This is a genomic window from Streptomyces gossypii (assembly GCF_025165795.1).
GTDB classification, from domain to species: Bacteria; Actinomycetota; Actinomycetes; order Streptomycetales; family Streptomycetaceae; genus Streptomyces; species Streptomyces gossypii.
The window spans coordinates 650,088-670,363 of the sequence record NZ_JAJAGO010000001.1 but is presented as its reverse complement, the minus strand read 5'-3'; the positions used below and the strand labels follow the sequence as shown (position 1 = coordinate 670,363).

Below are 20,276 nucleotides of genomic sequence, written 5' to 3'. Positions count from 1 at the left end.
ACGGCCGGGGAAAGTGGGTCGCGGGTGCGCGCGTACTCGGCCGCACGGGTGCCGGGTGCGGCGGTCATGAGGTGGGTTCCGTCAGGGCGCGGTCCAGGGGGATGGCCGTGGTCGTGGTGACCGCGGAGAGGTCCAGGTCCGCCGGAGTCGGCATCACACTGCCGGGCAGCTGCACGGCAGCCGTGCCGTGGGCGACGGCCGAGGCGAGCGCGGCCGGGCCGATGCCGCCCGCGGTCAGGAAGCCCGCCAGCGACGCGTCGCCCGCGCCGACGTTGCTGCGGACGGTGCGGACCGTGCCCGCCCGCGTGCTGCCGTAGTACGTGCCGGTGCCGTCGATCAGCAGCTGCCCGTCGGCGCCCAGGCTGGCCAGGACGGAGTGGGCGCCGCGCTCGCGCAGCTCCTCCGCCGCCTTGACGGCGTCGCCGACCGTGGCGAGCGGGCGGCCCACGGCCTCGGCGAGCTCGTCCGCGTTCGGCTTGACCACATCGGGCCGCTCCCGCAGAGCCGCGGTCAGCGCCCCGCCGGAGGTGTCGAGGGCGATCCGGGCACCGGCCCGGTGGCTGCGGGCCACCAGCTCCGCGTACCACTGCTGCGGCAGCCCGCGCGGCAGGCTGCCGCAGCAGGCGATCCACGCCGCCGCCGCGGAGCGGTTCCGTACGGCCTCCAGCAGGGCCTCCGCCTCGGGCGCCGTGATCCGGGGCCCGGCCGCGTTGACCTTGGTGAGGGTGCCGTCGGGCTCGACGAGTGTGACGTTGACGCGGGTGCTGCCCGCGATCGGCACTCCGGCCGCCTCGATGCCGTACTCGCCGGCCAGCTGCGCGTGCAGCGCGCCCTCCGGCCCGCCCAGCGGCGCGACGGCGACCGTACGCTGCCCGGCCGCCGCGACCGCGCGGGAGACGTTCACACCCTTGCCGCCGGGGTCGACACGGTCCGCCGTGGCCCGCAGGACGGCGCCGTGCTCCAGCCCCGGCAGCTCGTACGTACGGTCGAGGCTCGGATTGGGGGTGACGGTGAGAATCATGCGCGTACTACTTCCGTGCCCTGGCGCTTGAGGGCGCGGGCGGCGTCGTCGGCGAGTCCGGTGTCGGTGATGAGCACGTCGACGTGCGAGAGGTCGCCGAAGCGGGCGAAATGCTCCTGACCGAGCTTGCCGGAGTCGGCGAGGAGCACGACGCGGCGGGCGGCCGCGATCATCGCCCGCTTGACGGCGGCCTCGGCGAGATCGGGGGTGGTCAGACCGCCCTCCGGAGAGAAGCCGTTGGTGGCGAGGAAGGCGACATCGGCGTTGACCTGACCGTAGGCGCTCAGCGCCCAGGCGTCGACGGCCGCACGGGTACGGTGCCGCACCCGCCCGCCGACGAGGTGCAGCGCGATGCCGGGGTGATCGGCGAGGCGGGCGGCGACGGGCAGCGCGTGGGTGACCACGGTGAGGTCGGAGTCGAGCGGTACGGCGGCGGCGAGCCGGGCAGCCGTGGTCCCGGCGTCGATGATCACGTTGCCGCCGGCGGGGAGTTCTTCGAGGGCGGCCTGGGCGATGCGGTCCTTCTCGTCGGCGGCCAGCGCGTCGCGTTCGGCGAGATCGGGCTCGAAGTCGAGCCGCCCGGCGGGGATCGCGCCGCCGTGCACCCGGTTCAGCAGCCCGGCCCGGTCGAGGGCCTTCAGGTCCCGCCGTACGGTCTCGGCGGTGACCTGGAACTCCTCCGCGAGGGACACCACGTCGACCCGCCCGCGCTCCCGGGCCAGGCGGAGGATCTCCTGCTGGCGCTCTGGTGCGTACATATCGTTTCGCGTCCGTTTCATGCCCGGGTCTGTGGTTTCGCCATGAGGTTAGAACCTTGCCACGCCAAAGTAAACACATCCGGGCATCGAGTGGACATGAAGTGTGCACGGAACGGGATTCGGCGCCCGCAGAGCACCCCGTCCGTGCCTGCCCGTACCCGCCCGCACCCGCCCGGCGCCCGTCTCGGGTGGGCGCGGGGTGAGCCCGCACCAGCATTCGAACGGACATTCGAGATTCTGGTTTATGGTGGAGAGAGGAGAGGGGGTGGCCAGGAGGCGCGGGGTACGGAGAGGAGCGGCAGATGGACTGCTTTACTCATCTGCACGTCACCTCCGGTTTCTCGATGCGCTACGGCGCCTCGCCCCCCGATCTGCTGGCCCACCGCGCGGCCGAGCGCGGAATGGACGCGGTCGCGCTGACCGACCGCGACACCCTCGCCGGTGCGGTGCGGTTCGCCAAGGCGGCCGCGCGGGCCGGAGTGCGGCCGGTGTACGGGGTGGACCTCGCGGTGGGGGAGCAGACCGAGCCCTCGAACGCTGTGCGCAGGCGCCGCGCGCCGGTCAGGGGCGGTTCCTTTGTCGACGAATCAGCACAACGGGTCGTCTTCCTGGCCCGGGACGGCGCCGCCGGATGGGCAGGGCTGTGCCGGATGGTGACGGCAGCGCACGCCGCGCACGGCGCGCACGCCCCCCATGGCGGCGGAGGCGGAGGCGCCGCGCGCCCCCAGCTCGGCTGGGAGGAGCTGCACACGGCCGGAGACGGGGTGAGTGTGCTGCTGGGCGCGGAGTCCGACGTCGGACGCGCGCTCGCCGCGGGCAGGCCGGACCGGGCCGCGCGGCTGCTCGCCGCATGGCGGGAGATCTTCGGAAACGGGCTGCGGCTCGCGGTGACCGGCTCCGGGCCGCTGCGGGAAGCCGCGCGGGCGCTGGGGCTGGCCGCACAGGAAGGGATCACCCCGGTGCTCACCAACGCCGTCCGCTACGCCGACCCGGGCCAGGGGCCGGTCGCGGATGTGCTGGACGCGGCGCGGCGGCTCATACCGGTGGACGGGCGGTCCGGGCTCGACGGCGGCGAACGGTGGCTGAAGGGCCCGGCGGAGATGGCCGAGGTTGCCGGGCGGGTCGCGGAGGCCGCCGGCTACCGGCGCAACACCGCGCACCGACTGCTCCAGCTCACGGAGGAGACGGCCGGGGAGTGCCGGGTCGACCCCGAGGACGACCTCGGGATCGGACGGGTGCACTTCCCCGAACCGCAGCTGGTGGGCGCCGGGCAGCGGACGGCCGAGCGGGTGCTGCGGTCGCGCTGCGCGGCCGGGATGGTGCGGCGGCGGTACGACGGCGACCGCACCAGGTGGAACCGGCTGGAGGAGGAGCTGCGGATCATCGAAGGACTCGGCTTCTCCTCGTACTTTCTCACCGTCGCCCGCGTGGTCGAGGACGTGAAGGAGATGGGCATACGAGTGGCCGCGCGCGGATCCGGCGCCGGGTCCCTCGTCAGCCACCTGCTGGGCATCGCCCAGGCTGATCCGGTTGAGCACGGACTGCTGATGGAACGTTTCCTCTCCCCGCGCCGGGCCGCGCTCCCGGACATCGACATCGATGTGGAATCCGCCCGCCGGATCGAGGTCTACCACGCGATCTTCGACCGCTTCGGCGAGGAGCGGGTCGCGACCGTCGCGATGCCGGAGACCTACCGGGTGCGCCACGCCGTACGGGACGTGGGCGCAGCCCTCGGCATGGACCCGGCGGAGACGGACCAGCTCGCCAAGGCGTTCCCGCACATCCGGGCCCGGGACGCGCGCTCCGCGCTCGCCGAACTGCCGGAGCTCAAGGCGGTGGACGCGGACCGCTACGGGGACCGCTTCTGGTCACTCGTCGAGGCGCTGGACGGGCTGCCGCGCGGTGTCGCCATGCACCCCTGCGGGGTGCTGCTCTCCGACGGCTCACTGCGCGCCCGCACCCCCGTGGTGCCCACCAGCGGCGAGAACCTGCCGATGTCGCAGTTCGACAAGGAGGACGTGGAGGATCTGGGCCTGCTCAAGCTGGACGTGCTGGGTGTGCGGATGCAGTCCGCGATGGCGTACGCGGTACAGGAGATCGAGCGGGCGGACGGGGAACACGTAGACCTGGACGCCGTACCGCAGCAGGACCCGGAGACCTACGAGCTGATCCGGTCGTCGGAGACGCTCGGCTGCTTCCAGATCGAGTCGCCGGGGCAGCGCGACCTGATCGGACGCCTGCAGCCCGAGACCTTCCACGACCTGGTGGTGGACATCTCGCTGTTCCGGCCGGGCCCGGTGGCCGCCGACATGGTGCGGCCCTTCATCGACGCCCGGCACGGCAGGAAGGCCGCGCGCTACCCGCACCCGGACCTGGAGCCCGCGCTGCGCGAGACCCACGGCGTGGTGGTCTTCCACGAGCAGGTGATCGAGATCCTCTCGGTCATGACCGGCTGCGACCGCGCACTGGCCGACGAGGCACGGCGGGCGCTGTCCGACAGCGAACGGCAGGGGAGGGTGCGGGCCTGGTTCGCACAGGAGGCCACCCGCAAGGGCTACTCGACGGAGGTCGTCGAACGCACCTGGGCGATCGTGGAGGCGTTCGGCAGCTACGGCTTCTGCAAAGCGCACGCCGTCGCCTTCGCGGTGCCCACCTACCAGTCGGCCTGGCTGAAGGCCCACCACCCGGCGGCCTTCTACGCCGGACTGCTCGTGCACGACCCGGGGATGTACCCGAAGCGGCTGCTGCTGGCGGACGCACGGCGGCGCGGGGTGCCGGTGCTGCCGCTGGAGGTGAACCGGTCGGGGGTCACCTACCGGATCGAACGGGAGCCCGCGCCCGATGCCGCGCCGGGAGCTGGTGCGCCTGGCGCGGGCCGCTGGGGCATCCGGCTCGCCCTCAGCGAGGTGCAGGGCATCAGCGAGGCCGACGCGGAACGGATCGCCGCCGGGCAGCCCTACGACTCGCTCACCGACCTCTGGCGCCGGGCCCGGCCGCCGCGTCCGGTCGCCGAGGGGCTCGCCCGGGTCGGCGCGCTGGACGCGTTCGGCCCCAACCGCCGCGACATGCTGCTGCACATCGCCGAACTCCACCGCCAGCAGCGCGGAAAGGGCGCGCGGGAAGGGCAGCTGGCACTCGGCGACGCCGCGTCGCCAGACCCGGCCGGACTGCCGGACCTCGACCGCGACGAGCGGCTGGGCGCGGAACTCGGCGTCCTGGGCATGGACGCCTCCCGCCACCTCATGGGCGACCACGCCGGTTTCCTGCGCGAACTGGGCGCGCACTCCGCCCGTACGCTGCGCGAGGCGCGGCACGGTGACACGGTCCTGGTCGCGGGCGCCAAGGCCGCCACCCAGACCCCGCCGATACGCAGCGGGAAGCGCGTCATCTTCATCACTCTCGACGACGGTACGGGGCTGGTCGACTGCGCCTTCTTCGACGACTCCCACGCCGCCTGCGCACACACCGTCTTCCACTCCTGGCTGCTGCTGGTACGGGGCGTGGTCCAGCGGCGCGGACCCCGCAGCCTCAGCGTGGTCGGCGCGGCAGCCTGGGACCTGGCCGAACTGATCGAACTGCGGCGCACGGGGGGCCTGGAACAAGTCGCGGCCCGCCTCGCGGAGGGCCCCGGCGGGCAGGCCGGCGAGGGAGCCGACGGGCAGAACGGCGAGCGGGCCGACGGGCAGAACGGCGAGCGGGCCGACGGGCAGAACGGCGAGCGGGCCGGCCCGTCCGGGGAGGAGGACGACCCCACCGGGGGCCGCCGTATCGAAATGCCGACGGGCTACCGGATGCACCCCTGGGCCGACCTCCGGCCCGCAGGCGAACCCGCGAAGAGCCCCCGCAAGATGTGGCACTCCAGCCAGGGGAGCGCGGGATGACGAAACCCATGCGACAGCACGCGGCGGCGGCCACACCCGGGGCGGCCCGTCCGGCCCGCACGGCAACGCCCACCCCCGCCCAGACGCACCCCACCGAACCAGGCGAAACCGCCCCGTCATCCGGCGGAGCAGCGACGGCCGAGCGGGCGCGATCCATCGGCGCCGAGCCCGCGCCGGGCGGCGGGCCCGCTGCCGGTTCCGGTGACGCCCCTGCCCCGAGCCCGTCACCGGGCGCGTTGAACTCCGCCGGGGCGGAGGACGCCGCCGCAGGCGAGGCGCGCGGCGCGGAGGCCGGGCGCGCACCGCTGGCCGCCGGCGCGGGGGCGGGCTCTGCGGGCCCGCCGGACGGCGGCCCCGCAGGGCCCCCTTCGGCTGAGGCGCAGCCAGCGCAAGCGCAGGTGCTCTATGTGCACTTCGGCCCCGGGGCCATGCCGTGCTATCCGCAGTTGCTGGAGCTGCTCGGCGACATCACCCCCGTCGTCCAGGCGCTGCCGCCCGACGCCGCGCTTCTCGATGTGCGGGGCGCCCTGCGCTACTTCGGGCGGGACGCCGCCGGGCTGGCCGCGCTCATCCGTCTCCGCACGCTGGCCCTGCACGGCGTCGACTGCACCGTCGGCGTCGCGGCCAATCCGCTGCTCGCCCGGATGGCCGCATACGACGGGCCGCCGGGGCAGGTGCGGTGCGTGCCCGCGGGGGAGGGGGAAGCGGCGGCGTTTCTCGCCGAGAAGCCCGCCGCCGCTCTGTACGGCGTCGGTCCGGCGACCGCCCGCACCCTGTGCGCGTACGGGCTGGACACCGTCGGCCGTATCGCCGCCGCACGGCTCGGCACGCTGCAGCGCATCCTCGGTGCCGCTACGGGCCGACAGGTCCAGGAGCGCGCACGCGGCGTCGACCCGTCCTCCGTCACCCCCAGCGCACCGGCGCGCTCGCTGAGCCGCGAATACCGCTTCGGCCGCGATGAGTTGGATGCGGGCCTGCGCCGACGGGCGCTGCTGACGCTCGCCGACGAGCTGGGCTTCCGGATGCGTACGGAGGAACGGGTCGCCCGCGTGCTCACCCTCACGGTCCGCTGCGCGGACCGCTCCACGCTCACCCGCACCCGGCGTCTCGACGAGCCCACCGCGCACACCCCGGCACTGACCGCCGCCGCCTACGCGCTGCACGACGCGCTCGGGCTCCAGCGTGCCCGGGTACGCGCGGTCGTGCTGCGCGCGGAGGAGCTCACCGCCGCCGAACTCGCCGCCCATCAGCTGTCCCTCGACCCCCGCGAGGAGAACGCCCGCCGTGCGGAGGCCGCCGCCGACCGGGCCCGGCTCCGCTTCGGCAGCACGGCGGCCCACCCGGCGGGCCAACTGGACGACGCCGCCTGACACGCCAGCCCGCCGCACCAGCCACGAGCCGCACGTGCACCCCGCCTGCTCAGGCGGGGACAGGCTCCTGGTCAGCATCGTCAAAGGGCGGGTAGCTCTCGCTGCCCATCCTCTCGGCCGCATCGACGTAGCCGGCAAGGGCGTCGCGGGACTGAGCGAGCCTGTCCATCTGATCGTCCAGTCGCCGCAGCCGTGACCGCATCGCGGCCAGCAACTCGGGACACCCGAGCAGCTCCGGGGCCTCTCCGACCGCACAGGGCAGCAGGTATGCGATGTCCTCGGAGGACAAACCGGCACCCAGCAGGTGCCGGATCTGCTTCACCCGCAGCAGGGCGTTCTCGTCGTACTCGCGGTAACCGTTCGCGCCGCGGTCTGCCTCCAGCAGGCCCTGGGCCTCGTAGTAGCGCAACTGATGGGCGTTGACGCCCGTCCGACGACTCAGTTCCCCGATCCGCATCGAACCTCACTTGACCTTCACACCGGTATCAACGTTGACGATGCTGCCATGAACAAGAAAACCGCTGCACCCGTGACCGTCATCGGACTCGGACTGATGGGCCAGGCACTCGCCGGCGCGTTCCTGAAAGCCGGGCATCCCACAACGGTGTGGAACCGTACAGCCTCCAAGGCCGGCCGTCTGGTGGCCGAGGGCGCACGGCTGGCGCCCACCGTTGGCGAGGCGCTCAAGGCAGGTTCCCTGACCGTCATCTGCGTCACCGACTACCAGGCCATGCACGAGCTGCTCGGCGCGGGCGATATCGAGCTGGACGGCACCACGCTGATCAACCTGACCTCGGGTGACTCGGCCCAGGCCCGGGAAGCCGCCCAATGGGCCGAGCAGCGTGGCGCCCATTATCTGGACGGCGCCATCATGGCCATCCCGCCGGCGATCGGGACCGCCGAGGCGGTGATTCTGAACAGCGGACCGCAGCCGGACTTCGAGGCACAGGAGTCAACACTCGAAGCGCTCGGCACCGTCACCTACCTTGGTGCGGACCATGGACTGGCGTCCCTGTACGACGTGGCCGGCCTGGCCATGATGTGGAGCGTGCTGAACGCCTGGCTCCAGGGCACTGCCCTGCTCAGGACGGCGGGTGTCGACGCCGCAACGTATGCGCCGTTCGCGCGGCAGATCGCTGCCGGTGTGGCCGAATGGCTGCCGGGGTATGCCGAGCAGATCGACAGTGGCTCCTTCCCGGCCGAGGTGTCGGCCCTGGAGACCGAGGCGCGGGCGATGGCGCACCTGATCGAGGAGAGTGAGACGCTGGGCGTCAACGCCGAACTACCGAAGCTGATCAAGGCGATGGCCGACCGTTCGATCGCCGCCGGACACGGCGGGGAGCAGTATCCCGTCCTGATCGGAGAGTTCGTCAAACCCCGCGACACCTGACCGGGACACCTGCCTTGCGCAGGGGTGGAAGGTGACCGGCGACGCCCGACGCCGTCGCCTTGGTCATGCGTTCGCCCCCCCCGGACCCCGCCAAGCGGATCACCTCGCCGGCGGGCCGGGAAGTGGGGGAGCCGCTCGGCGGAGAGGGCCCTGCGGACCGTTGCCGGGCGGTCTGCCAAGGGCGGTCTGCTAGGGGCGGACGTAGGGGCGGGTCATGATCTCCATGTTGTGGCCGTCCGGGTCGTCGAAGTACGCGCCGCGGCCGCCGAACAGGTGGTTGATCCGGCCGGGTTCGGTGTGGCTGGGGTCGGCGTAGTAGGTGATCCCGACCGCCTCCAGGCGGGCGATCATCCCGTCGAACTGCGCCTCGGGCACGAGGAACGCGTAGTGCTGCGACTGGATCGGCTCGTCGCGCTTCTCGTAGTAGTCGAGCGTCACGCCGTTGCCGAGGTCGACGGGCAGGAACGGCCCGAAGGGAGCACCGACTTTCAACCCCAGGATCGCGCAGAGGAACTCGGCGGACAGGTGCCGGTCGCTGGCGTAGACGACGGTGTGGTTGAGCTGGGCGACGGCCGTCGGCAATTCGGATGCGTGCGGGTACTGCTGGTCATCGGACATCGGTGAGGTGTCTCCGGGGCTTGTGATCCGCTGGGATGGGGCGCCGCGGCGGGCGCCGGGAGCAAGGACGCGGAGACGGGGGCGGGCCTCTTGCCCGCCTCGCGCTCACGTCGGCGCCGGGAACCTCACTCGTGCATGGCCCATGGCCGGCCCGGTAGTCACCCGGCCGACCTTAGCGACCTTCACAGACCGAGGCAACGCCGCTGATCCGCAGCGTGCAACATGGCGAGGCCCCCGCCGGAGACGGGGGCGGGGCCGGCCAATCCGGGCCGTGGCGGGATGGGTTCAGGCGGCGAACTCCCCGCACCAGAGTGCCGCTGCTGGGCTCGACGCCGTCGCCAGGGTCAGTGGGACATCGCGGCGCGTTCGGACTCGCTGCGCAGCACGCAGAATTCGTTGCCCTCGGGGTCCGTGAGGACGGCCCAGCCCGAGCCGTCGGGTTTCCGGTGATCGGCGAGGAGGGCGGCGCCGAGGCCCAGCAGCCGCTCGACCTCCTGCTCACGCGGACTCTCCGGCTGCAGGCACAGGTGAATCCGGTTCTTGAACGTCTTCGCCTCCGGCACCTGGTTGAAGTGCAGCAGCGGCCCCTGCGGCAGCATCACGTCGACTTCCGGGTCACCCGGCCCGTCCTCCGGGTGGAGTGGCCTGCCGGTCACCTCGCTCCAGAACCGGGCAAGTTCGTAGGCGTTCGTACAGTCGACCGCGATGTTCTGCACCACTGAAACCATGGGCGCGAGCATGCCCGAGCGCCCACTGCCCCGCTACCGGATTTCTCCCTGCTGCTGGACCGGGCAGCGCAGATGCTCCGGATGCGGCAACCGGTGACGCTCCGCACGCTGGTCGCCGGGACCGGCGTATCGACGATGGCCGTCTACACCTACTTCGGCGGCATGGGCGGCCTGTGGCAGGCGCTGCGCCAGGAGGGCTTCATCCGGCTGGCCGCCAAACTCGCCACCGTTTCGGCGTCCGCGGACCCGGTGCGGGACCTCGCCGCCCTGGGAGCCGCCTACCTGTCCAACGCCCTGGAGAGCCCTGACCTCTACCGAGTCATGTTCGACGCCGGCTTCGCACTCGAAGACGCCGACGCGGCGGACGAAGCGCTGCACTGCCTGGTCCGCACCGTCGAACGAGCCAAGGCGGCCGGCCGCTTCCGCGAGGACGTCGACCCCTTGGAGCTGGCCACGCAAAGCTGGACCATCGGCCACGGAATCGCCTCACTCGTCGCCACCGGCCCCTTGCCGCGCCAGGCACTCGGCCACGGCGTTCCCATGCTGACCGCACTGTTCGTCAGCGCAGGAGACCGCTCCGACCGATGCCGCCGGTCGGTCGCGAACGGCTGGGGTGAACCTGGATGCGGAGACGTGTCTCATCGCTGACAACCAGGTCGTGTCGTCGTGGCCTCCTGCTCTGCACGCGCCCTGAGCGCCTTCAACCCATCGGAGACCACACTCTGACCCGAACTTCCCCGGCGCACGCACGTGAGGATGCGGCGGGAGGGTGGCGGGTCGCCCTTCAGGGGCAGTCGGACTGCTCGTGGATGGGCGTCGAGGGAGATGAGGCGCGGCACCAGGCACACGCCGAGGCCATGACTGACGAGGGCCAGTACCGCATGCCATTCGTCGGCGTGGTGCACGGTGCGCGGGGCGAAGCCGGCGGCGGTGCACAGGGCGTGGGTGAGGCGGTCCTGGTCGTGATGAGGTGAGATCCAGGTCTCGCGCTCCGCTGCCGACAAGTCGACGCCCTCTTGCGTCGCGAGCCGGTGGTGCGCGGGCACGACCAAGTCCAGCACGTCTTCCAGCAGAGGTTCCTGGTGGAACCGGGCGTCGTCGATCGGTGGGCTGTCGGACAAGGGGGTCAGCACGGCGATGTCGACGCGGTTCGCGAGGAGCTGCTGGTAGCAGCCACGCGTGTCCGTCTCTGTGACGGTGGCCTGAGTCGGTCTGGCGGCATGCAGCAGGTCTTCAGCGGCGGGCGCGAGGAGCGGTCCGACGCTCGTGGCGAAGCCCGCGAGGCGCAACGTGCGACGCGAGGGGGCTCCATGCTGCGCCAGCTCGGCACGCGCCTCCTCCCACTGGGCGCACATGACGTCCGCGTGACGGAGTAGTACGCGCCCCGTGGCGGTCAGGCGCAGGCGCCGGCCGTCCGGTTCGAGGAGTTCCGCTCCGGCCTGGCGTGAGAGTTGTCTGAGCTGCTGCGAGACGGCGGACGGCGACAGACTCAGCGTCCGCGCTGCCGCCGTCACGGTGCCCTGCTCCTGGAGCACACGGAACGTCTGTAGGAGACCGAGATCAATCATGCAGTCATGCAACATGATTACATGCGGAAATGTGCGATAGACGTGCATGCTGCGAGTGTCGAAACTAGGAGGCATGACTGATCCTTCTGGGCAAGCTGAACGCAGGTGCCCTGCATGTGGCTGGCCTGCGGGGCAGTCCGAGAACGTGGTCTCCCGCCATTCCGTCTCCGACGGAACCATCGTGTACGCGCGCTGCGTCTGCGGTCTGCTGCGGGTATGGCACACGCCCGCCCCAACAGCCCCGCCTCGTCTGGTCGTCCCGGGAAGTGACCAGGCCCGAGAGGCGAATTGGGCCGTGGCTGCCGAGCCGGAGTGTCACCAAGCGTGAGCAGGACGGGCTCCCTGCGGGATCGATCCGCCGCCGAACGGCGCGTTGATCCCGTCGGTTACGGGCGCCGCTTGCCCGTCCCGGCCCCGTTGCTCGTACTGGGCAGCGTCATCAGCGTCCAGAGCGGCCAGGCACTGGGCAAGCAACTGATCGGCACCGCCGGGGGCCCTATGGGGGCCGTCGCATTGCGGCTGCTGCTCGCCGCTCTGCTCCTCCTGTTGCTGTGGCGTCCGCGCCGCCTGCCCGCCGACCGCGAGAGTCGTCTGCTGATTCTCGCCTTCGGCGCGGCGATCGCCGGTATGAACCTCGTCTACCTGGCCCTGGAGCGCATGCCCCTGGGTGTGGCGGTGACCATTCAACTGACCGGCCCGCTGGCGGTGTCCCTGGCGACCTCTCGCCGCGCACGCGATGCCGCCTGGGGGCTGCTCGCAGCGGCGGGGATCGCGTGCTTCATGCTTCCCGGCTCATCCTCCTCAGGCCCGCTGTCCGTGACCGGTCTGACCTTCGCCGTTCTGTCCGCGGTGACCAGATGGTGCAGCCCCACGCTCTGACGTTGGGACTTCTGGTGGCCCTGTTGTCCGCGGCGCTGCCCTACTCCCTGGAGCTGACGGCGCTTCGCCGATTGCCGGCCCGTGTGGTGGGAGTCCTGCAGAGCCTGGAACCCGCAGCCGCCGGCATGGCAGGCCTCCTGCTCCTCCACGAGCGTCTATCCACGCTTCAGTGGCTGGCCGTCGGCCTCGTCACAGCGGCCTCAGTCGGCGCCGTCGCCGTCCACACGAGCGGCCACGCGCGGGCTCAGCAAGGCGACGATCACCGCTGAAGGTGCGACGAGCCCTGGTCGGCCGGCCCCGTGCCCGCGACCTCCTCTGCGGCCTCCCGCAGGGCCGCTAGGCCGCGGGTGATCGGGGTGTGGTGGGCGCTGCCGCGGCGGACGCAGGCGAGGAGTTGGCGGGTGGGGGCCGGGCGCCCGCGCAGCGGGACCCGTACGACGTCGAACTCCCGTGGCACATACGCGAGCCGGGGCACCAGGCTGATTCCGAAGCCGTGCGCCACCAGCGCCGCGACCGCATGCCATTCCACCGCGCCGTGCGACATCCGGGGGGTGAACCCGGCGGCGGCGCAGGCCGTCAGGAGCAGCGTGTGCTGGTCGCGGGGGTCGCCCGCGCGGATCCAGCTCTCGGTTTTGGCCTCCGTCAGCCGCACGCCGTCCCGCCGCCGTGCGGCGAGGCGGTGTCCGGCCGGTACGAGGAGGTCCTGCGGCTCCTCGTACAAGGGCTGCTGGTCGAAGCGCGGATCGTCCGGCGGCGGTCCGCCGGGGGCGGGGATGACGACGGCGATGTCGGCCCGGTCGGTCAGCAGCAGCCCCATGCGGTCCTCCCCGGGATCCTCGGTCAGGTCGACGGTCATGGCGGGGTGCTCGCGGCGCAGCCGCTCCGCCGCCGGGGCGACGATCGCCGCGAGGGCGGTGGCCACGGCGGATACCCGCAGCCGTCCGGCGGTGCCGTCGCGGTAGGCCGCCAGCTCCGCGTCGGCCTCTTCCCAGCGGGCGAACATCGCGTCCGCGTGCCGCAGCAGTGCCAGCGCCGCCGGGGTAAGCCTCACCCGGCGGCCGTGCGGTTCGAGGAGCGTCACACCGAGGCGGTCGGCGAGCTGGCGGAGCTGCTGGGAGACCGTCGACGGGGTGAGGTGCAGGGCCTCGGCCGCCGCCGTGACGGTGCCTCGCTCGTACAGCACGCGCAGGGTCTGGAGGCGCGGATCAATCATGTGGCTATTCAACAAGATGCCGTGCTGAATCTTTCGATGGACCTGGAAAATCCGGCGTTCGAGACTGCCTGTCATGACCGAATCGATCCTCGCGGGCCTGTGGGCGGGCTACGCCCTCGCCATCCCGGTCGGCGCCCTCGCCGTGCTGCTGGTGAACCTGGCGGCACGGACCTCCTTCCGGGTGGGCGCCTCGGGTGCCCTCGGGGTGGCGACGGCCGACGGCTCCTACGCGGCGCTCGCGCTGCTCGGCGGCGCGGCGGTGGCGCACGCGGTGCGGCCGGTCGCGGGGCCGCTGCGGTGGGTCGCCGCACTGGTGCTCGTCGCGATGGCAGTGCGAATTGCGGTGACCGCGCTGCGCAGCCGCGGTGCGCCGGAGGCGCCGGGCGCCCGGCACCGTGGCCTGGGTGCGCCGTGGCGGGCGTATCTGGGATTCCTCGGCCTGACCCTGCTCAACCCGTGGACCATCATCTACTTCTCGGCGCTGGTGCTGGGCCGTCAGGCGGGCGTGGGCGGGGACGCGGGGGTGCTGGGCGGGATCGCCTACGTCGCGGCGGTGACCACTGCTTCCGCGAGCTGGCAGCTGCTGCTGGCCGCCGGCGGTACGGTGCTCGGCCGGGCCCTGACCGGTCCGCGCGGGCGGATGGTGACGGCGGTGGTGTCGAGCGTGGTGATCACGGCCCTCGCGGTGGGTCTGCTCCTGCTGCCCGCGTGAGGCGGATGCCCGGCGGGCCGGCCACTCGCCGCGCCCGCTTCCCGCGCCGCGCCCCGCTCACCCGTGGGCCAGGCGCTCAGCCGTACAGCTTCTCCGCGTACTTCGGCCCGTAGTAGTCCTCCAGGAACTCCAGCGAATCGCCCTGCCGGTCGAGGGCCTTGGCGATACGGGCCCGGCTCGGCACCGCCTCCGGATGCCAGGTCTCCGGCTGCCAGGCGTGGGAGCGCAGAAACGCCTTGGAGCAGTGGTGGAAGACCTCGTCGATCTCGACGACCACGGCCAGCTTCGGGCGGTTGCGCCGGACGACCATCTCGTCGAGGAACGGCGCCTCCCGCACGATCTTGGCCCGGCCGTTGACGCGGAGCGTGTCACCGCGGCCGGGCAGCAGGAAGATCAGGCCGACGTGCGGGTTGGCGAGGATGTTGCGGAGGCCGTCGACCCGCTTGTTGCCCGGGCGGTCCGGGATCGCGAGCGTGCGCTCGTCGAGCACCTTGACGAAGCCGGGCGGATCGCCCTTCGGTGAGACGTCGCAGGTGCCGTCCGGACCGCAGGTCGCTATCAGGCAGAGCGGCGTCTGCGCCAGCCATTCGCGGTCCAGCTCATGCAGGACGGGCCGTGTCTTGTGTACGGCATGCGTGGTGGGCTCGCCGATCAGCTCACGGAGTTCGGACTCGGACGTGACCTCCACAAACTCTGTTGTCATGGCACCGATACTACGATCCGCCCGCCCTGCACCGCCCTGCACCGCCCTGCACCGCCCCGCACCGCCCGCCCCGCGCAGGACTGCCCACGAACCTGCTCCCACGACTGCCCGCGGGGCGCCTGGCCGAGTTACCGTGAAGTATGAGCACCGCACCGAAGTACGGGGGACCGCTTCCCGTCCGGCTGCCGGGCGTGCTCGTCGCCGCGCTCGCCACCGTGCTGGCCGCCGCACTCGCGCTGGTGGTCGCCACGTCGACGGGAGCGCGGGCGGCGGACGGGCTCGACCGGGCTGCCGCGAACCTGCGCCAGGGGCCCGTCTACGTCGACCCGAGGTCCGCCGGTGAGCTGCACGGAAACGAGGCCCGTGCCCTGGCCGACACCATCGAAAAGGCCGATGTTCCGGTCTTCGTCGCCGTACTGCCCGACGCCGCCGAATTCGACAAGGCGACGCTGTTCCAGGACCTGCGGACCAAAGTCGGCATCACGGGTGCCTACGTGGTCGCGCTGGGCGACGACTTCTCCGCCCGCGCCGACTCCTCGGTGATGTCCCGTGCCGAGGTGGCGAACCTCGCCGGAGCCGTGGAGCGCTCCGATCCCGGCGACGTACAGGCCATGGTCACCGGATTCACCGATCAGGCGGTCCAGCAGGCGGAGGGCACGGCACCGGCCTCCTGGGAAGGCGCGGACGGCGGACCGGATGCCGGCGGTTTGGGCGCCGGGGGCCTCGCCGTGCTGACCGGTCTGGTCGCGCTGCTCGCCCTCACCGTCGGCGGCTCCCTGTTCGTCAAGGCCCGCAGCCGCAGGCAGCGCCGCGCCGAATGGGAGCGGCAGCAGCTGGCGACGCTGCGCCCCGTGGTGGACGAGGACATCACCGCCTTCGGCGAGGAGCTGGACCGGATCGACATCTCCCCGCAGACCGCGGGAATGGACGACGCGATGCGCGAGGACTACGCAAGCGCGCTCGATTCGTACGAGAAGGCGAAGGCGATGATGGCCGACGCGCGCCGCCCCGGTGAGGTGCGGAAGGTGACCCGGGCGCTGGAGGAGGGCCGGTTCTCGCTGGCCACGCTGGACGCGCGACGGTCCGGTAAGCCGCTGCCCGAACGCCGTACGCCGTGCTTCTTCGACCCCCGGCACGGCCCGGCGGCCGAGGACGCGCTGTGGGCACCGGAGGGCGGCACCGAACGGACCGTGCCCGTCTGCGCAGCCGACGCCGTCCGGCTGGCGGACGGTGCGGAGCCGATGGCCCGCGAGGTGGAGACGCCGTCCGGGCGGCGGCCGTACTGGGAGGCTGGTCCCGTCTACGGACCGTGGGCCTACGGCTACTTCGGCGGCGGCCTGCTGCCCGGCCTGCTGATGGGCACCATGCTGGGCAGCGCCATCGGTCCCTACGGCTACGGAGCCGACGCCGCCGGTGCGTACGGGGGCGGCGAAGGCGGCGACTACGGGGGCGGCGACATGTCCGGCTCCGACTTCGAGCCGGGCGACTTCGGCGGCGGCTTCGGTGACTTCGGCGGTGGCTTCGGGGGCGGTGGCGACTTCGGCGGCGGGTTCTGAGCAGCGGGCCGCACCGCCCTACTCGGCACCGCCCTACTCGGCGCCGGCAGCGGCATCCGCCCGTGCACCGGTACTGGCACCGGGCTCGCTTCCTGCCTCACCGCCCGCGCTGTGCGCAGGCCGCATGGCCAGCGACGCCGCGCCCAGTGCGGCCGTCACCAGCAGCGCCGTGCGCAGTCCGTACGAGTCCGCCGCCGCCCCCAGCGCGGCGGGCCCGGCGACGGTGCCCAGCCCGACGAAGAACACGGTGGCGCTGAAGCCCGTCGACGGCTGTGCGGGGAAGACCCGGTAGCTCCAGACGGCCAGCAGCCCGGAACCCGCCATGAAGGACGGCCCGTACAGCAGCCCCGAGACCAGCACCGCACCCAGCGTGCCCGGCGCCGCGCCCAGCAGGGCGACGGCGGCGGTGATGCCCGCGAACAGGCCGGTGTGCACGGCGCGCAGCCCGTACCGCGAGACGGCGTGGCCGGTCAGTACTCCTGCCGTGCCGGACAGGCCCATCACGGTCCAGAAGAGTGGCACGATGATGCTGCCCTCACCCGCCGCGTCGCTGACCGCCTCGACGGCGAAGGCCCAGTAGACGGCGCCCACCAAGCCGTAGAGCACCGCAGTCCAGAAGAGCGGCACGGCACGGCGGGTGGCGAAGGTGCGCAGCGCGGTGCGCTCCGGCTTTCCGGGCGGCTTCCCGTCCGGCTTCCCGTCCGTCGTCCCGGCCGTTTGCCGACGGTGCGGGCCCGTCGGCAGCACCCGGGCGTTGCCGACCGTGGTGAGCAGTGTCAGAGCGGCGAAGACCAGCCAGACGAAGCGCCAGCCGGTGTCCCGTGCCAGCAGGGCCAGTGGCCCGGCGAGGACGACGGCGAAGGCCGTACCGGTGGCGATGGCCCCCATCACCTTCGCCCGGAGCCCGGCGGGCACCATGCGGTCGACGGCATCGGAGTAGGGCGCCCAGGCCCAGCCTGGGCTGGTACCGGCCAGCACCAGGCCCGCCGTGAGCGTGCCGGGGTCGCGTGCGACGGACACCAGGACCATGCCGACGGTGGCCGACAGCCCGCCCGTCACCACCAGCGGGCGAGGCCCGAAGCGCGCGACCAGCCCGCCGACCAGCAGCAGGGCGGCCAGAAAGCCGACGTAGCCCGCGCTCCCGATCAGGCCCACCTGGGCGACGGACAGGCCGAAATCGCGGCGGAACTCGGGGAGGAAGAGACCGTATCCGTAGCGGGCGAAACCGAAGGTGACGCCGATCCCTGCCACCCCGGCCAGCCCGAGCCGCCACTGCGGGGGAAGCCGGGCCCGGGCCGGTGCCGGTGCGGAGGGGGGTGTGGGCGCGGGAGCGGGGGTTGGGGTGCGTACGGGGGCTGTGTCCATGGGGACCAGCCTGCTGACGCGGCGTGCGGGCTACCATTGGCGCAAATGACAAGGTCCCGAAGATTTACGCCAACCAGACGTACGCCAACCCCGGAGTGAGGCCCAGGTGAGCCGACCACCGGTCCGGGTCGCCGTGACCGTCCTCGAGGAGACCTCGCTTTTCGAACTCGCCGTCCCCTGCGCCGTCTTCGACCAGCCGGGATACACACTGACCCTCTGCGGGACGGCCCCCGGTTCGCAGAGCGCCGCCGGCGGCCTGCGGCTGGAGACCGCGCGCGGCCTCGACGCGCTGGACGACGCGGATCTGGTGATCGTCCCGGCCTGCGTGATGGGCACCTACGAACCGCCGCCCCGCCTCCTGCGCGCGCTGGCCGCCGCGCACGCGCGCGGTGCCCGTCTCGCCTCGCTCTGCTCCGGCGCCTTCGTCCTCGCGGCCGCCGGGCTGCTGGACGGGCGTACGGTCGCGACGCACTGGATGTACGCGGAAGAGCTGCGCCGCCGTCACCCCCGGGTGCGGGTCGACGCGCAGTCGCTCTACGTTGATGACGGCGACATCCTCACCAGCGCGGGCACGGCCGCCGCCATCGACCTGTGCCTGCACATCGTCCGCCGCGACTACGGCACGCGGGCGGCGGGGGAGACCAGCCGCCGCATGGTCGTCGCTCCGCACCGCGAAGGCGACCAGGCGCAGTTCGTACCGGCCCCGGCCCGCCCCGCAGCGGGCGGCCGTACGGGCGAGGGGCTGGCACCGGTGCTCGACTGGGCGCTGTCTCGGCTGCACGAACCGCTGACGGTGGTGGAGCTGGCCGGGCGGGCCGGGATGAGCACCCGTACCTTCGGGCGGTACTTCGCGCGGGAGGTCGGTACCACTCCCCTCAAGTGGCTCAACCGGCAACGGCTTACCCGTGCACGGGAGTTGCTGGAGACCACCGACCTGCCGGTCGACTCCGTCGCCGAGCGCAGCGGGATCGGCACGGGCGACGGCCTGCGGCAGCACTTCCGCCGCGCTCTGGGCACCACGCCCGGCGCCTACCGCCGGACCTTCCGTACGTAACACCGGGTTCCGGACTGGCGTACGAACATGCCCCGGTACGGTGTGCGGCGCGGCAACACCGCCCGCACACACGTCCGAGAGGGACCTACGGCATGGTCACGGCACTTGGCGCGGAAATACCGGTGAAAGACCTGCGTGTACTGATAGTCGGGGCGGGAATCGGAGGGCTGAGTACGGCACTCAGCCTGCACGCCGCCGGAGTGGGCGGCGGCATCACGGTCGTGGACGCCTCCGAGCGACTGCTGCCGGTCGGGGCGGGGATAAACCTCCAGCCGCATGCGGTGCGCGAGCTGACCGAACTCGGCCTGGGGGAGCAGCTGGCGGCGGTCTCCGCCGAGCCGCGTCGGCTGCTGCTGACCGACCGGCACGGCAACCGGATCACCGCCCACCCCCGTGGGCGGTTCGCGGGCTACCGATGGCCGCAGCTGTCCGTGCACCGGGGCGAACTCCAGCGGATACTGCTCGACGCCGTCAAGAAACGCCTGGGACCGGGCGCGGTGCGTACGGCGCTCACGCTGGAGGGCTTCGAGGAGCGCGCCGACGGCGTGACCGGGCTGCTCCGGGACCGGGGGAGCTCCGCCGGCCCCGCGGCGGAGCTGGACGCCGACGTGCTGATCGGGGCCGACGGCCTCCACTCCGCCGTACGCCGCCAACTGCACCCGGGCGAGGGCGAACCATGCTGGAACGGCATACGCATGTGGCGCGGCGTCACACACGCCCCGCCGCCGCTGGACGGCAGCACGATGATCGTCGCGGGCAGCTACCGTCCCGCCCGTGTGGTCGTCTATCCGCTGGGCGACGGTCAGGTCAACTGGGTGGCCGAGGTGCGGCTGCCCGCATCGTCGGCCGTGCCCGGCGCCGACTGGTCACGCCAGGGGCGACTGGCGGACGTGCTGCCGTACTTCGAGGACTGGCGCATAGCCGGACTCGACATCGCCGCGCTGCTGCGTGGCGCACCGAGCATCCTCGACTACCCGATGGTGGACCGTGATCCGCTCTCCCGCTGGGGCCGGGGGCGGGTGACGCTGCTGGGCGACGCCGCGCACCCCATGCTGCCGGTCGGCTCCAACGGCGGTTCGCAGGCAGTACTCGACGCGCGCGTCTTCGCCCGCGAGCTGGCCCGGGAGCTCGCCGGAGGGTCCAGACCCGGCAGCCCGTCCGGGAGACGGCCGGACCCGGCCGCCGCGCTCCGGGCGTACGAGACGGAGCGGCTCGGCCCGGCGAACGAAATAGCCTCCGCCTGCCGCGACATGCCCTCCGACCGAGTGCTGAACACGGTGGCCGAGAGGGCACCGGACGGCTTCCGCCACATCGGCGAGGTACTCACCGCAGCCGAACTGACGGGCATGCGCGAGGGTATGCGCCGCACCACGGACATGGACGTGAGCGCGCTCAACTCCCGCCCCTCCTGGTCCGTACGGACAGGCGCGCCCGGCGGATCCTAGTGCTTCGCCCCGCTC

The 20,276-nt window shown here is 72.7% G+C and carries 19 protein-coding genes; 10 read left to right on the top strand and 9 right to left on the bottom strand.

What is annotated here, in order from left to right; translation table 11 throughout:
• Positions 1 to 64 precede the first annotated feature (64 nt).
• Together pfkB and LHJ74_RS03105 are read right to left on the bottom strand one after the other, a co-directional pair.
• Entirely contained in the window at positions 65 to 1,021 is a 957-nt protein-coding gene (gene pfkB / locus LHJ74_RS03110; RefSeq protein WP_260215864.1) for a 1-phosphofructokinase, read from the bottom strand.
• Positions 1,018 to 1,779: a DeoR/GlpR family DNA-binding transcription regulator gene (locus LHJ74_RS03105; protein WP_260215952.1), complete on the bottom strand. Its 762-nt coding sequence runs from the start codon at positions 1,777 to 1,779 to the stop codon at positions 1,018 to 1,020. Before LHJ74_RS03105 ends, pfkB begins: the two co-directional genes overlap by 4 nt.
• 302 nt (positions 1,780 to 2,081) lie before the next feature.
• Between LHJ74_RS03105 and LHJ74_RS03100 the strand changes: the two genes are divergently transcribed.
• Positions 2,082 to 5,660, top strand: coding sequence for a DNA polymerase III subunit alpha (locus LHJ74_RS03100; RefSeq protein WP_260215863.1), 3,579 nt, complete (start codon positions 2,082 to 2,084; stop codon positions 5,658 to 5,660).
• Positions 5,661 to 6,088: 428 nt separating this feature from the next.
• Positions 6,089 to 7,030, top strand: a complete 942-nt coding sequence (locus LHJ74_RS03095) for a DNA polymerase Y family protein (RefSeq protein WP_260215951.1) — start codon at positions 6,089 to 6,091, stop codon at positions 7,028 to 7,030.
• 49 nt (positions 7,031 to 7,079) lie between these two features.
• Here LHJ74_RS03095 and LHJ74_RS03090 read toward each other — a convergent pair whose 3' ends face one another.
• Positions 7,080 to 7,487 (bottom strand): MerR family transcriptional regulator, encoded by a 408-nt coding sequence (locus LHJ74_RS03090; protein WP_260215862.1) that lies wholly within the window; start codon positions 7,485 to 7,487, stop codon positions 7,080 to 7,082.
• A 48-nt stretch (positions 7,488 to 7,535) separates the two neighbouring features.
• On the opposite strand from LHJ74_RS03090, the gene LHJ74_RS03085 reads away from it, so the two are divergent.
• A complete protein-coding gene (locus LHJ74_RS03085) occupies positions 7,536 to 8,420 on the top strand; it encodes an NAD(P)-dependent oxidoreductase (protein ID WP_260215861.1) in 885 nt (294 codons plus the stop codon).
• 189 nt (positions 8,421 to 8,609) lie between these two features.
• Here the strand turns inward: LHJ74_RS03085 and LHJ74_RS03080 are convergent, their stop codons facing one another.
• Both LHJ74_RS03080 and LHJ74_RS03075 read right to left on the bottom strand, forming a co-directional pair.
• Entirely contained in the window at positions 8,610 to 9,038 is a 429-nt protein-coding gene (locus LHJ74_RS03080) for a VOC family protein (RefSeq protein ID WP_260215860.1), read from the bottom strand.
• 344 nt (positions 9,039 to 9,382) lie between these two features.
• The gene (locus LHJ74_RS03075) at positions 9,383 to 9,766 is read right to left on the bottom strand and encodes a VOC family protein (RefSeq protein WP_260215859.1); all 384 of its coding nucleotides are present in this window, start codon (positions 9,764 to 9,766) and stop codon (positions 9,383 to 9,385) included.
• 81 nt (positions 9,767 to 9,847) lie between these two features.
• Between LHJ74_RS03075 and LHJ74_RS03070 the strand changes: the two genes are divergently transcribed.
• On the top strand, positions 9,848 to 10,414 hold the full coding sequence (locus LHJ74_RS03070) for a TetR/AcrR family transcriptional regulator (protein WP_260215858.1): 567 nt from the start codon (positions 9,848 to 9,850) through the stop codon (positions 10,412 to 10,414).
• Here the strand turns inward: LHJ74_RS03070 and LHJ74_RS03065 are convergent.
• Entirely contained in the window at positions 10,405 to 11,334 is a 930-nt protein-coding gene (locus LHJ74_RS03065; RefSeq protein ID WP_260215857.1) for a LysR family transcriptional regulator, read from the bottom strand. The genes LHJ74_RS03070 and LHJ74_RS03065 overlap by 10 nt on opposite strands.
• Before the next feature lie 324 nt (positions 11,335 to 11,658).
• Here LHJ74_RS03065 and LHJ74_RS03060 point away from each other — a divergent pair, with 324 nt between their 5' ends.
• Positions 11,659 to 12,213 (top strand): EamA family transporter, encoded by a 555-nt coding sequence (locus tag LHJ74_RS03060; RefSeq protein ID WP_260215856.1) that lies wholly within the window; start codon positions 11,659 to 11,661, stop codon positions 12,211 to 12,213.
• Between the two features lie 2 nt (positions 12,214 to 12,215).
• Entirely contained in the window at positions 12,216 to 12,482 is a 267-nt protein-coding gene (locus LHJ74_RS03055; RefSeq protein ID WP_260215855.1) for an EamA family transporter, read from the top strand.
• Here LHJ74_RS03055 and LHJ74_RS03050 read toward each other — a convergent pair.
• Positions 12,473 to 13,426, bottom strand: coding sequence for a LysR family transcriptional regulator (locus LHJ74_RS03050; protein ID WP_260215854.1), 954 nt, complete (start codon positions 13,424 to 13,426; stop codon positions 12,473 to 12,475). The genes LHJ74_RS03055 and LHJ74_RS03050 overlap by 10 nt on opposite strands.
• Before the next feature lie 73 nt (positions 13,427 to 13,499).
• On the opposite strand from LHJ74_RS03050, the gene LHJ74_RS03045 reads away from it, so the two are divergent.
• Positions 13,500 to 14,138 (top strand): LysE family transporter, encoded by a 639-nt coding sequence (locus LHJ74_RS03045; protein WP_260215853.1) that lies wholly within the window; start codon positions 13,500 to 13,502, stop codon positions 14,136 to 14,138.
• Between the two features lie 76 nt (positions 14,139 to 14,214).
• Here the strand turns inward: LHJ74_RS03045 and LHJ74_RS03040 are convergent, their stop codons facing one another.
• Positions 14,215 to 14,841, bottom strand: coding sequence for a pyridoxamine 5'-phosphate oxidase family protein (locus LHJ74_RS03040; protein WP_260215852.1), 627 nt, complete (start codon positions 14,839 to 14,841; stop codon positions 14,215 to 14,217).
• A 140-nt stretch (positions 14,842 to 14,981) separates the two neighbouring features.
• On the opposite strand from LHJ74_RS03040, the gene LHJ74_RS03035 reads away from it, so the two are divergent.
• Complete coding sequence (locus LHJ74_RS03035; protein ID WP_260215851.1) at positions 14,982 to 16,397, top strand: hypothetical protein; 1,416 nt, start codon at positions 14,982 to 14,984, stop codon at positions 16,395 to 16,397.
• A 33-nt stretch (positions 16,398 to 16,430) separates the two neighbouring features.
• On the opposite strand, the gene LHJ74_RS03030 is transcribed toward LHJ74_RS03035, so the two are convergent.
• Entirely contained in the window at positions 16,431 to 17,762 is a 1,332-nt protein-coding gene (locus LHJ74_RS03030) for an MFS transporter (protein WP_260215850.1), read from the bottom strand.
• A gap of 106 nt (positions 17,763 to 17,868) precedes the next feature.
• Between LHJ74_RS03030 and LHJ74_RS03025 the strand changes: the two genes are divergently transcribed.
• Positions 17,869 to 18,816, top strand: a complete 948-nt coding sequence (locus LHJ74_RS03025; RefSeq protein ID WP_260215849.1) for a GlxA family transcriptional regulator — start codon at positions 17,869 to 17,871, stop codon at positions 18,814 to 18,816.
• Between the two features lie 92 nt (positions 18,817 to 18,908).
• Positions 18,909 to 20,261, top strand: coding sequence for a flavin-dependent oxidoreductase (locus LHJ74_RS03020; RefSeq protein ID WP_260215848.1), 1,353 nt, complete (start codon positions 18,909 to 18,911; stop codon positions 20,259 to 20,261).
• Positions 20,262 to 20,276: the final 15 nt, after the last annotated feature.